Source organism: Simiaoa sunii (assembly GCF_014337175.1).
Lineage (GTDB): Bacteria > Bacillota > Clostridia > Lachnospirales > Lachnospiraceae > Acetatifactor > Acetatifactor intestinalis.
In genome coordinates this window covers 3392662-3405575 of record NZ_CP060633.1, presented here as the reverse complement: position 1 = coordinate 3405575, position 12914 = coordinate 3392662, and the positions used below count along the sequence as shown (strand labels likewise).

General features: G+C 46.1%; 11 protein-coding genes and 3 tRNA genes. 11 read left to right on the top strand and 3 right to left on the bottom strand.

Annotated features, from left to right (window positions below; all coding sequences use genetic code 11):
- Nucleotides 1-17: 17 nt before the first annotated feature.
- The 7 genes from H9Q77_RS15810 to H9Q77_RS15780 all read left to right on the top strand — a co-directional run bounded on the left by H9Q77_RS15810 (nucleotide 18) and on the right by H9Q77_RS15780 (nucleotide 6288).
- Nucleotides 18-968, top strand: coding sequence for an ABC transporter permease (locus H9Q77_RS15810; protein ID WP_249326191.1), 951 nt, complete (start codon nucleotides 18-20; stop codon nucleotides 966-968).
- Entirely contained in the window at nucleotides 965-1804 is an 840-nt protein-coding gene (locus tag H9Q77_RS15805; protein ID WP_249326190.1) for a carbohydrate ABC transporter permease, read from the top strand. The genes H9Q77_RS15810 and H9Q77_RS15805 overlap by 4 nt, the downstream gene beginning before the upstream one ends.
- A gap of 187 nt (nucleotides 1805-1991) precedes the next feature.
- Nucleotides 1992-3122, top strand: a complete 1131-nt coding sequence (locus tag H9Q77_RS15800; RefSeq protein ID WP_249326188.1) for a DUF3048 domain-containing protein — start codon at nucleotides 1992-1994, stop codon at nucleotides 3120-3122.
- 227 nt (nucleotides 3123-3349) lie between these two features.
- Nucleotides 3350-4720, top strand: coding sequence for an MATE family efflux transporter (locus H9Q77_RS15795; RefSeq protein ID WP_249326186.1), 1371 nt, complete (start codon nucleotides 3350-3352; stop codon nucleotides 4718-4720).
- Between the two features lie 17 nt (nucleotides 4721-4737).
- Nucleotides 4738-5940, top strand: a complete 1203-nt coding sequence (locus tag H9Q77_RS15790; RefSeq protein ID WP_249326184.1) for a DUF3810 domain-containing protein — start codon at nucleotides 4738-4740, stop codon at nucleotides 5938-5940.
- A 152-nt stretch (nucleotides 5941-6092) separates the two neighbouring features.
- Nucleotides 6093-6165: transfer RNA gene (locus H9Q77_RS15785), tRNA-Phe, on the top strand.
- A gap of 52 nt (nucleotides 6166-6217) precedes the next feature.
- A tRNA-Gly gene (locus H9Q77_RS15780) sits at nucleotides 6218-6288 on the top strand.
- A gap of 106 nt (nucleotides 6289-6394) precedes the next feature.
- Here H9Q77_RS15780 and H9Q77_RS15775 read toward each other — a convergent pair.
- A complete protein-coding gene (locus H9Q77_RS15775) occupies nucleotides 6395-7384 on the bottom strand; it encodes a virulence RhuM family protein (RefSeq protein WP_178634446.1) in 990 nt (329 codons plus the stop codon).
- Nucleotides 7385-7767: 383 nt separating this feature from the next.
- Between H9Q77_RS15775 and H9Q77_RS15770 the strand changes: the two genes are divergently transcribed.
- Together H9Q77_RS15770 and H9Q77_RS15765 are read left to right on the top strand one after the other, a co-directional pair.
- A complete protein-coding gene (locus H9Q77_RS15770; protein ID WP_249326183.1) occupies nucleotides 7768-8445 on the top strand; it encodes a hypothetical protein in 678 nt (225 codons plus the stop codon).
- A gap of 169 nt (nucleotides 8446-8614) precedes the next feature.
- A tRNA-Gly gene (locus tag H9Q77_RS15765) sits at nucleotides 8615-8686 on the top strand.
- 198 nt (nucleotides 8687-8884) lie between these two features.
- Here H9Q77_RS15765 and H9Q77_RS15760 read toward each other — a convergent pair.
- Together H9Q77_RS15760 and H9Q77_RS15755 are read right to left on the bottom strand one after the other, a co-directional pair.
- Nucleotides 8885-10348 carry a spore germination protein gene (locus H9Q77_RS15760; RefSeq protein ID WP_249326181.1) on the bottom strand — a complete coding sequence of 488 codons (1464 nt, stop codon included), beginning with the start codon at nucleotides 10346-10348 and terminating at the stop codon, nucleotides 8885-8887.
- 109 nt (nucleotides 10349-10457) lie between these two features.
- Nucleotides 10458-11045, bottom strand: a complete 588-nt coding sequence (locus tag H9Q77_RS15755; RefSeq protein WP_118551554.1) for a manganese efflux pump — start codon at nucleotides 11043-11045, stop codon at nucleotides 10458-10460.
- 93 nt (nucleotides 11046-11138) lie between these two features.
- Here H9Q77_RS15755 and H9Q77_RS15750 point away from each other — a divergent pair, with 93 nt between their 5' ends.
- Both H9Q77_RS15750 and H9Q77_RS15745 read left to right on the top strand, forming a co-directional pair.
- Nucleotides 11139-12296, top strand: coding sequence for an SLC13 family permease (locus tag H9Q77_RS15750; RefSeq protein ID WP_249326180.1), 1158 nt, complete (start codon nucleotides 11139-11141; stop codon nucleotides 12294-12296).
- A gap of 51 nt (nucleotides 12297-12347) precedes the next feature.
- Nucleotides 12348-12908 carry a TIGR01440 family protein gene (locus H9Q77_RS15745; protein WP_022153466.1) on the top strand — a complete coding sequence of 187 codons (561 nt, stop codon included), beginning with the start codon at nucleotides 12348-12350 and terminating at the stop codon, nucleotides 12906-12908.
- Nucleotides 12909-12914 lie beyond the last annotated feature (6 nt).

Below are 12914 nucleotides of genomic sequence, written 5' to 3'. Positions count from 1 at the left end.
AACGGAGGGTAAACGTTGTGAAAGAGAAAGGAAAAACTTTGTCTAAGAGGACACCTGGGGGAACCGCGTTCAAGCACGCCCGTGCATATCGGGGAGTCTATCTGATGGCAACACCGGTATTGGTGGCAGCATTGATATTTTATTATCTTCCTATGTTTGGTATCCGTTATGCCTTTTTTACATATAAAGGAATCAATGATCCGATCTTCGTGGGAATGAAGCATTTTGTAAAAATGTTCAGTATGCCGGGGTTCTGGAAGGCGTTCAGCAATACGCTGGTGCTGAGTATTACAAAGCTGATTTTAAATACCGGTGCTGCAGTTATTATTTCGGTATTATTGAATGAATTGATTTTTTTAAAGTTGAAAAAGGTATTTCAGACGATTGTATACATTCCGCATTTCATGTCCTGGGTAGTGGCAGCATCCATCTTTTCCATGATCATGTCTCCGACATCCGCGGGATTGGTCAACGATGTCATGATGAAATTACACTTGATCACGGATAATATCTATTTCCTCGGAGACCAGAAATGGTGGAGACTTTCGTATTACATAATCAATGTCTGGAAAGATACCGGCTGGGGAACGATTATTTTCATGGCGACGCTGGCGGGGATCAGCCCGGAATTGTATGAAGCAGCGTCGATGGATGGGGCAAACCGTTTCCAGAAGATGATCTATATTACCCTGCCTGCGTTAAATAATACGATCGTGACGGTACTGGTATTGAATCTGGCGAAGGTTATGAATCTGTTTGAGTCAGTTTTTGTATTACAGAATGATGCCGTTATCAAGGTATCGGATGTATTGCAGACTTATATCTATACGCAGACATTTAACTCCGGTGCAATTCCGGATTATGGGTATACGACAGCAGTCGGTATGTTTTCCTCTATTATAAGCTGCATTCTGGTACTGGTATGTAACAGGGTAAGCCATAAGACGAGAGGAAGAGGTATTGTATGATGAAAAAGAAAGTGAAAATTTTTGATATCGTATTGATCGTGATATTTACGTTATTTTCTCTGCTGATGATCATACCGGTATATAAAGTGCTGGTGGACTCTTTCGATCTGAAGACGGCTTATGGTATGAAATTGTTTCCGGAGCAGTTCGGCTTCGCGGGATATAAATCAATTTTTACCAATCCGACGATGCTCAGACCATTTCTGATTTCCTGTTACACGACGGTTATGGGAACGATCATGGGATTGCTGATCTCTGTACTCGGAGCGTATGTGCTGATCCAGTGGAAGATGCCGGGGCGGGCATTTATCGCCAATGTGCTGTTGTTTACCATGATATTTAACGGAGGTATGATCCCGACCTATCTGGTAATGAAGGATTTCCATCTGACAAATAATCTGTGGGGTGTGATCCTGCTGCCTGCGATCAATGTATACAATCTGGTGCTGATGAAGAATTTCTTTGAAGGGATCCCGATCAGCTTGATGGAGTCTGCGGAGATTGACGGATGTTCACATTTCCGGATCCTGTACAAAATCGTATTGCCATTGTCAAAGGCGGCACTGGCATCCATCGGACTGATGTACGCGGTGGGCTATTGGAACGATTACACGAACTATAAGCTGTATATCACAAATTCAAACCTGTATAACTTCCAGATGAAGCTGCGGGCACTGATCATGGGAAGCGATTTGCCGTCTGCGGTAGAAGGAGCTACGGAAAATACAGTAAAAAATGCAGCAGTCATCGTAGCAATTCTGCCGTTTATGATCATTTATCCATTCTGCCAGAAATATTTTGTACAGGGAGTAAATATCGGAGCTGTAAAGGAATAATAAGTAATAATTATAGAAAGCAAAAATGACATCAGCATACAACTGCCTGATGTCATTTTTGGTGAAATAAAATCTCAAGAAAATCTTAAGAATTTTCGGTGGACAAACATAAGGCTTTCGCGATACAATATATTTTAGAGTGTCGGTCGGATGACCGGTTAGAACAAACAGATGAAAGGAAGCATTCATGAAAAAGAAAGTACTTGCAGCAATTTTGATTGCAGTAGGTGTTCTGACAGGATGTGGAAACACAGAACCTATTTCTTCCCCTATCCAGACTGTGGAAGCAGAGCCTATTGCTACTGATATCCAGGAGGTTGAACAGTCCGGTGCAACAGAGGAAGCCAATGAGAATCATGACGGTATGTACCGCAGTGAGCTTACAAATGAATGGATCGATGAGAGCCTGAAGGATCAGCGCCCTATCGCCGTAATGGTAGATAACGAGAAGACCGCACTTCCTCATTTCGGTGTGGCAGATGCCGATGTAGTATATGAGATCATGAACAGTACCCTGAACGACAGAATTACCCGTTTCATGGTAGTGGTAAAGGATTGGGATAAGATCGAGCAGCTGGGCAGTATTCGTAGTGCCCGCCCTACCAACTTCATGCTGGCAGCAGAGTGGAACGCAGTTCTGTGTCATGATGGTGGCCCCTTCTTCATCAATGACTGGGTGGCAAAGGATTATTCCGCGAACTTCAGCGGCGGCTTTGCCCGTTACAGCAACGGTAAGGCAGCAGAGTTCACCGAGTATATCACTTACGATAAGTACACCAATACCCAGAAGGGCAAGACCTATGATGGTCTGAAGCAGCGTTTTGAGAGCTCCAGATATACCACGACTTACAATGACTATTATCAGGGACCTCATTTCAAGTTCGCAGATGCAGAGGTTACCTTTGCTGACAGAAATGATGCGATCAGTGCAACCACTATTGAACTTCCCTTTAAGCATAACGGTTCTACTCTGAAGTATAATGAAGAGACCGGAACCTATGATTATTATGAGTATGGTTCTGCGCACAAGGATGCAGCAAGCGGCGAGCAGCTGACCTTTGAGAACGTTATCCTGCAGAATACCACTTTTGCAGATCTGGGTGAAGGTTACCTGATCTACAATGCGATCGATTCCGGACGCTCCGGTTACTATATTACCGAGGGTAAGGCGATCGAAGTGAACTGGACCAAGTCTTCCGAGAATGCGATCACACATTATTATGATGCGAAGACCGGCGAGGAGATCGAGGTTAATACCGGTAAGACATACATCTCTCTGGTTCCTTCCGATGGCTGGAACAATGTTGTGATCAAATAAATACAGTCATTATGATAAAAGTAATAAGATCCCTTCCGTGGTGCTATCACCGCGGGAGGGATTTTTTGTGCGATCATGCAACTTGATAAGCTCTTCCATGTTTGATTTGATGAATATCTATGACAAAAAATAAGCGTTTTATTCGCAATAACCCTAAAAACCTCATGGATATCACTGAAAACTTGCCTTATAATAAAGCATAGTAAAAATGTTTAGGAGTGAAGGCAATGAAGACTGCGAAAAAATATAATCCGGATCTGATACTGCATGGGAATCTGATCCATGCAATATTATCTCTGGCAATTCCGGTGGTGATCAATAGCTTTTTGCAGACCATGTATAATCTGACAGATACTTACTGGCTGGGGAAGATCGGCACGGAGCAGCTGGCGGCGATCAATCTGGTAACGCCGATGCAGAATATCATCACGAATTTCGGCAGCGGGATCACGGTGGCAGGAGCAGTTCTCATTGCACAGTATATCGGTGCAGGGGAAAAAGAGGATGCCAGATCCATGGCGAATCAGATATTCATCTGTGCCATGGGGTTTGCGGTAGTCTGTGCAGCGTTATGTTTTCTGGGGACTCCGGCGATCGTGAACTGGCTGGGGGCTGACGGAGGCACGGCATATTATGCGAGAGTCTACCTGCGGGTAGTCATCTGGGATATGCCATTTTTGTATATGGTGAACATATTCTCCGCGGTGCACCAGGCACAGGGAGATACGGTGAGACCTATGTTATTGAACCTGGGAGGCATTACGCTGAATCTGTTCCTGGATCCGTTTTTTATGATCATTCTGGATATGGGAACAGCGGGAGCAGCGCTGGCGACGCTTTTGGCAAAAGCAGTGCCTGCTACGGTGGCATTTATACTTTTGTGCAGACCGGAAAATGACATCTGCCTGAATCGCAGATATATGCAGCTGCAGAGAGAAAAACTGGGCATGATCCTGAAGGTCGGATTACCTACCGCTATCGGAGGCAGCACCATGCAGCTCGGATTCCTGCTCATGAGTAAAAATGTATTTGTCTATGGAACAGAGGCGATGGCAGCTTACGGTATCGGCAACAAGGTCAATGGTCTGATCACTCTGCCCTCCAATGCCATTGGCTCAGCGACTGCAACGATCGTGGGACAGAATATGGGAGCAAAACAGCCGGAGCGTGCAGAGCGGGGATATCGCTTTTCTATGTGGATATCAGTTGTATTTTTGTTCGTAGGTGGTATGATCTTATCAAGAGATATGATCTCCACGGCGATCGTCAGTATTTTCTCCAAAGATGCAGAGGTCGTGGGAATGGCAGCAGACTTTTTAAGCGTGATGGCATTGTGGTGTTTTACCAACGGAGTATATAATACGACCTCCGGGCTGTTCCAGGGAACCGGACATACGGAAGTGACCATGGCAATCGATGTGACCAGATTGTGGGTATTTCGTTTCCTGACGCTGTGGTTCTGCGAGAGCATTCTGCATATGGGCGTACGCAGTGTCTGGTATTCCGTGGTGATCAGTAATGGTATCTCTTCCCTGATCCTGTATGTTCTGTACCGCTGTGGTATCTGGAAGAAGACGCGGATCAAAGTGGGAAAATAAGCTGCTTAAGGAGTACCATGGAGAGTAATAAAAAAGGTAAGAAGAGTCTTCGGATATATATAAGCATCGTTATAGTACTTTTGCTGCTTCAGGTCATTGCCTGGAACAGCAGAAGCTTCAGCGATGCTTATATTGCTTATATTTTCCCCATCTGGGTCAATACCTATGGCAGAATCACGGGAAGCTTCCCCTTTTCTGTGGGAGAATGGATGATCGTGGCGGGGATCGCTGTTGTAATATCAGCGGTTCTGTTGGGTATGAGTATGATTTTTCCGGGATGCAGACATTCGGCAAGGTATTGTCACGGTGTTAAGAGGTATTTTCGGTTTTTCGCATGGGTGCTGCTATTCGTGTTTGCGATCATGACTTTGAATTGTACGATGATCTATCATGGTTCTACCTTTTCGGAGAAGTATTTCGGAGAGGAAGAGGGGCAGCAGGATGTGACGCTGCAGGAGCGGACGGAGGAGTTGCTCAGGATTTATAACGATATCGTGTCCCATTGCAATGCACTGAGTATGGAGATAGAGCGGGATGACAACGGCGCAGTGGTATATTCCGGAGGTGTGGACAGTAAGGGGAATGCAGTGGATATGGCAGGGAAAGCCATCAATGTGATGCAGAACCTGGGGAAAAGCTATGATCAGCTGGATGGTTATTATCCGAGACCGAAGGCTATGTTTTTCTCGGATTTTATGTGTCAGATGTATATGTGCGGGTACTATTTTCCGTTTTCCATGGAAGCAAACTATAATGATGTTATGTCTATCATGAAGAAGCCGGCGACTATGTGCCATGAACTGGCGCATATCCGGGGATATATCTACGAGGATGAGGCGAATTTTATTGCATTTCTCGCCTGTGTGGAGTCGGATGATGCTGCATTTCAGTACTCGGGATATTTAAGTGTCCTGAATTATGTGGCGAATGATCTGTACAAGACGAGACTGGCGGATCCTGAGAGCTATGCGGCAGCCAGGGAGACAGTGCGTCCACTGCAGGTATTGCAGCAGGTGCGGGAGGACAATATCTTCGTCACAGAGGCGGAATGGGAGAGGATCAACGGAAAAGCGGTAGTGGACACGGAGACCGTGGACAGTGTCTCAGATACTCTGACGGATGCTTCGCTGAAGCTGAATGGTGTGTCGGATGGCATGGTCAGCTACAACCGGGTAGTGGAGCTGTTGTTACAATGGTACGGCCAACAAGAGAAGTACTAACCGAAACATTTGTAAGAGATAGAGGAATAATTGCAAAAATTTAAAAATTTTTCTATTAACCACTTGACATTTGATCAGAATTTATGTAAACTACGATTGTTGTGACGCAGAGCAGTCATGAGATACAGATTGCAAGAAGGATTAAGTCGCGGGCCCAGATAGCTCAGTTGGTAGAGCAGAGGACTGAAAATCCTCGTGTCACTGGTTCGATTCCGGTTCTGGGCATTTCGCAGGACACCATTTATTAAAATGGCCGCCCTGCTTCATATATAAACATGCGGGTGTAGTTCAATGGTAGAACACCAGCCTTCCAAGCTGGATACGTGGGTTCGATTCCCATCACCCGCTCTATTTTTTTAGCGGGAAGCCTGATAGATCAAGGCTTCCCGCTGTTTTTGTATTACCTGGTCTGATACCAAGTGATATCAAAATTTTTGAATGCACGATCCGGTTTTTATTTGTATTTTTTTATAGCGGCGTCAAAATCTGAAACATAAGATTCATCCTGCTTTACACGGAAAATCTCGTACTCTTTGATTGCCAGCTTTTTTGCGACTTCGCTGGAAATAAAACCGGCATTATGAAGAAGCTCATATTCATTAAATTTCAGAAAAGAATCAAGTTTGTCTATCCAGTCCTGCATGGACATAAGCTTGTTTCGTTTTGCCTGATTTTCAGCATAGTCTAAATACATAGTTACGATATCATTTAACGAAGATATTTCTTCTTTGGAAAGATAGTTTTTCGAAACAGTAACATCGGATTTATGTATTTTACCATCGGGTGAGTCTTTCCAGGTGGTCAGTCCCATATGTTCCTTTTGACTATTGGCGCGGGAATGAATAATTTCCGGAGCTGTTTTCTGTGTCACGGCAAAGAGAAGTTTATTCTGTACAGTCTTAAAGAATTTCTGAGTGATCTCGCTGTCCTTGTCGTAATCATAACTACACTGGGAATAAATATCGGTGATCTTCTGATAAAATCTTCGTTCACTGGCCCGGATCTCTTTGATACGTTCCAGCAATTCGTCGAAGTAATCTTGTCCGAAAGGCGTTCCGTTCTTTAACATATCATCGTTAATGACAAAACCCTTAATCATATATTCCTTTAGTGTCTTGGTTGCCCACTGACGGAACTTAGTGGCTTTTTTAGAATTTACACGGTATCCCACAGATATAATCGCATCGAGAGAATAATGCTTCACGGAACGCTTAACCCGTCTGTTTCCTTCTGTTTGAACTACCGAGAAAAATTCGGTAGTTGAAATTTCGTCAAGTTCTTGTTCAAAATAAATATTCTTAAGATGCACGGAAATATTATCGGAGGAACATTCGAATAATTCCGCCATTGCTTTTACATTCATCCAGAATGTTTCATTGTAAAAATATACTGAAACAGAAATATTTTGATCATCTGACTGATATAATAAAACGTCTCCCTGCATAGGCTCTGGAAGAGAGGTGCTTTGTTGCGGCACTTCTGCATGTCTTCGCCGCATTGCTTCTAATTGCTTATCAAAATCCATAAATTCTCCTTTCAATTAAATTAGTAGAGCTGCTCTACAATAATTGTAGAAAACATATGTTCCCATGTCAAGATAAAAAGAGCAGCATTTTTTGACCTGGAACAATTTCATAAAACCAAAGTTAGGTTTGACGTTCAAGAGATCTTTTCTAAGCTGAATGATGCAATGTTGATGAGTATGTGAACGAGATGCGTGCGGAGGACCGATTATAACAAGGTGTTCTAGGAGACTGAATAAAATAGTGAATACCTCCGATATACATGATAGAACAGGTAGACCCGGAAACAGGAACGGAGGGGCTTATGCAGGTCGGTGGAGTAGGAAGCGGACATGACACATATTCTCATCAGGTGACAGGATGTATTCACGAACATGGGGAAAATAAGGACGTAGGCGGCGCTGGAACCAAATTAGGAAGTGTACAGACTATACAGACCGCCGAGGAAGTATTGCAGGAGAATTCTTCGGTGAATCTTATGTCCTGGGTGCAGAATATCAGTAGTAAAGGCAAACAGCTTTTACAGAAAATCTGGGGAGAGAGCAAGGAAGCTAACGATGCGATCACTTCACAAAATGGCAGCGGAAATCATATTGCAGGGCAGGAGACGCTAGTCACCGGGAATTCTGTAGGAGTAAAGACTACAATGAACAGGGCGGCAGTGGAGACAGCAGCTACCCATACGTATTTCCAGCCTGTGGAAGCAAAGGATGCCATGCCGGCGAACCCTTTGCAGAAGGTGCGTTATCAGGTACAAAAGGTAGCGAGAAAGTTGATGGACCGGCTGCCGAGCCGATTCCTGGGATCCCATACAGGCGATTTTTTGCAGACGAAACAACAGCAAACGAAAGAAGATCTGCGGAAGAGAAGTCAGTATAAGCAGGATGATCAGGAGATCGAGTGCATTCTCACGGATGAAAGCTATCTGACAGATTCCTATAACCGCAAGGGTGAGTACAGCCATCTGACTACGGATAAATAATTATATTACGAATTTTACGAAAAATTTCAATAATTTGCTTGACAGTTTGGCATTCATCATGTAATATAGTTTTTGCTGTGAGACACAGCAGACATTCATAAGATTGCGGATGAATGCCGATACAATTAATTTCATACCTTCAAGATACAGGCTTTGACCTGTACAATATGCGCGAGTGGCTCAGCGGTGGAGCACCTCCTTGCCAAGGAGGGGGTCGCGGGTTCGATCCCCGTCTCGCGCTTGAAAAAAGAACGATACCAAATCGGTATCGTTCTTTTTTTCGAGCGTTGGTCTGGGCTTGAAAGTTCGATGTCTACGCTCCGCTCCGGTCCGCGCAGTCCGAGGTCCCCCGGACCTCGTGCGCCGTCTCGCGCTTGTCTGCACGGAAAATTTCAAAAGCAAAAGGTACTGCGTATTTGTTTCGGTTCGTATAGGAGCTTCATTTTGTATGCACATGACCGCGGGACCAGACTTTACTGGGCTGTGCCTTATAGGTGGGGCGGCGGAACAGGAGGCTTCGGAGAGCCGGGCCGTTAAAAGGAAAGAGGGGCCAGAAGTAACTGAAGCCCGCGAAGGTCGGGGTAGTAATCATGGAGAGTGACACAAGCGTCAGGCCGATAATAAAGCCGGGCAGACCCCATAATCCGGTGGTGACCACCAGGAGAATTCGATAGATCCGCAGGGCATCGGCGAATTCTATACTGGAGAGGGACAGATTCGCCAACATGGTGACGGCGGCATAGAAGAGGACTTCGGTAGAGGCCCAGTTAAGGCTGACAGCAATGTCACCAATCAACAATCCCCCTACGATAGACAGTGCACCGGAGACACGGCTGGAACTAAGTGCGGCAGAGTATTTGAAGAGGTCTAAGAGGAACTCCACCGCCAGTACATAGAAAAAAAGGCGGAAGGGTGACAGATCGCTGACGGGTGTGAGCTGCAGCGAGGCAGTGATCTCGGGATAATAGGCGGAGAGAAGTAAAAATACCGGCAGAAGCAGAAGACTCACCGGAATGCACAGGAAGCGTATCATGCGGAAGTAGGTTCCGGTCAGAGGATTGTTGTAATAGTCCTCCGGACTCTGGGTAAACTGGAAGATCGTACCGGGAAGCAATAAAACGGCGGGAGAATTGTCCACGATGAGCAGAATGTGCCCTTCGCACAGGTAGCTGCATGCCACATCGGGACGCTCTGTCAGCTGGATGCTGGGCAGGGGATTCCACCATCTTTTATGAATCAGAAGCTCTTCTAAGCTTTTGCTGCCCATAGTCAGCGAAGTGATCTGTAACCGGGAGAGCTTTTGCTTCAGAGCCTCTAATAACTCCTCGTTAACCTGGTCTGCCAGATAGGCAATAGCTACATCGGTGCGGCTCTCTGTTCCCAGGGTGCAGATGGAGAAGGTCAGTTTCGCAGAACGCACCCGGCGGCGGATAAGATTTGTATTGAATAAAAGTGTCTCCACGAAGCCGTCCCGGGCACCCCGGGTGCTCCGTTCGGTATCGGGCTCGGAGATACTGCGGACGGGATAGGTACGGACGTCAATGATCACCGCCTGATCGAAGCCATCCACCAGGAGGATGGAAGGCCCACTTAAGAGATTTTGCAGGATATCATCTACAGAAGAGGTCAGCGATATCTGGGCATAGCCGAGCCTGCTCTGTACATAACGGGGGAGATCCCGAATCTCGGGATCCAGTGTATAGTGAGGATCCTGTAGGTCGGAGAATATCTGCTGGAGGATCTCGGTATTGCAGAAACCATTGATCCCCAGCCAGAATGCCGGAGTTTCCCCCAACCGGAGATCACGTGTGATCAGGTCAAAGCTTTTACCCAGAGGAAGCAATCGGTGGAGAAGATCAATATTTTGGGAAAGTTCTGTGGATAACGAAATGTTTTGTGCCATAAAAAGGGAATCCTTTCTGAATAATGATATAATGATTGCATAGACTGCCCGGTGGGTATATTGTATTATTCAGATAGATTCCCCATTATTTTGGTAACTATTCCGTTCATCAGTGATATAATTGCCACAGGCCTAACAGGATCAATAAGAGCCCGGAGATGGGATCGGCATATTCTCCGACCCGCTGCAGGAGGACGGAACGTCCCAGGCGGCTCCCCAGTGTCAGGAATCCGAAGGAACAGAAAAAGGTGGATATCGAGGCAGGCAGAAAAGGAAGTCCGGTAATGCTGGCGGAGAATCCGATACCGATATTATTCATGGAGAGGGCACAGCCCAGAGCCAGCGTCTGCGGGAGAGTCAGATTCCGATGTTCGGCAAATTTTTTCTTCTCCCGGCATAGACTGCTGTTATCTGAAGAACTGCAGCGCCATCTGGAGACCAGCCATTTTCCGGCATAGTAGAGCCCGAACAGGATCAGGATACTGCTTCCGGTCCGAGTTGCGATCTCACCGGGGATCAGAGGCAGCAAAAGGTTACCGAGGCTTATAGAGATCACAGTACCGATGAGAGTGACTGCGCTGATCAGCAGATTGTGTTTTGCAGGAAGAGGGACCTTCTGCAGTCCGAGTGCGCAGCCTACCAGAAGTGCATCCAGACTGGCGGAGATACCGAAGAGCAATGAGGGCAGAACAGACATAGCATGCTCCGTAGAAAATATTCTTAATTTTACTATATTCCTGTAAAAATTTTTTGTGAGATACGGCGCGGGGGATGCCTGAGGGACAAAACGATGAAAATAAAGAACAAAATCATAGAATTTGTAAAAAAAGAGACGGTGCTGACTGCGGCGATGGTGCTGGCAGTATTGTCGGCGGTAATGATCCCGCCGGACACAGAATATATCGGATATATTGATTTTCGGACGCTGGCGATTTTATTCTGTCTGATGACTGTGATGGCGGGATTGCAGAAGCTGGGCATATTTCGCAGGGTTGCCAGGATATTATTGCAGCATACCCACAATGTGATTGCGCTGGCAGAAATTCTGGTATTGCTGTGCTTCTTTTTCAGCATGTTGATCACGAATGATGTGGCATTGATCACTTTTGTGCCTTTTACGTTTACGGTACTCTGTCTGTCCGGAGAGGAGGCTGTCCGGAAACTGGCAGTTCCGGTGGTAGTATTACAGACGATCGCAGCGAATTTAGGAAGTATGCTGACTCCCATTGGTAATCCACAGAATCTGTATTTATATGGGAAAATACAGATGTCCCCGATTGCATTTATAAAGCTGATGCTGCCGTATTCTGCGGTGTCACTGCTCTTTTTGCTTATCTGTACGGCCGTTGCGGCGAAACACAGTGGCATTGCGGTCAGAGATGTGGCAGGGGCGTTGCAGGCAGAAGATGCCGGGCAGGAAACGGCAGGATGGCGGAGATATCTGCCTGTGTTTTATCTGATATTATTTTTGTTGTGTCTGTTAACGGTGGCGCATATGATTCCCTATCCGGTAACGCTTGGAATTGTGGTACTTGGTGTTGGAATCCTAGACCGCGCGACCATAGGAAAAGTGGATTATTCGCTGCTGCTGACCTTCGTGGGATTTTTTATTTTCATAGGAAATATAGGAAGAATGCCTGCTTTTTGCAGCTTTTTACAAAAAATTATTAAAGGAAGGGAAGTCATGACGGCAGTGGCTGCCAGCCAGGTGATCAGCAATGTACCGGCAGCACTGTTGCTGTCCGGTTTTACAGAAAATGTGAAAGCATTGATCGTTGGAACGAATCTGGGCGGTCTGGGCACATTGATCGCTTCTATGGCAAGCCTGATCTCTTATAAGCAGGTGGCAAGTCAGATCCCCGGGGAAAAGAAACGGTATTTTGGATGGTTTACAGTGGCCAATGTGGGCTTTTTGCTTCCATTATTATTTATAAACGGTCTGTTATAGTGTGTTTATTGTTATAGAGTTATTTATTTTATTATGTAAGGAGGCAGCATCATGACAGAAGATATGACAATTATTGCAGAAGAGGCATATTCCGCAGCCAGGGAGATCCTGGAGAAAGCTAAGCCGGAGGCGGGAGAACTGTTTGTAGTAGGGTGCTCCACCAGCGAGGTGGGCGGTGCATCCATCGGTACTTATTCCAGCCCGGAGCTGGCAGAGGTGGTCTTCGGTGGAATTTATCAGGCAACGCAGGAAGCAGGCGTCTATCTGGCAGCCCAGTGCTGTGAACACCTGAACCGCGCACTGATCCTGGAAAAAGAGGCAGCCGTAAAATACGGTTATCCTATGGTCAATGTGGTCCCCCAGCCCAAGGCAGGTGGGTCTTTTGCAACGGCAGCATACAAAGCCTTCGAGCATCCGGTGGCTGTGGAGCATATTCAGGCGGCAGCAGGAATGGATATTGGGGATACGCTGATCGGAATGCATTTGAGAGATGTGGCAGTACCGGTGCGTCTCCGGACCGGACAGATCGGAGACGCCCATGTGGTATGCGCCCGCACCAGACCGAAATTTATCGGCGGTGGCAGAGCAGTCTATGACGAAGAATTAATGTAGTGCAAT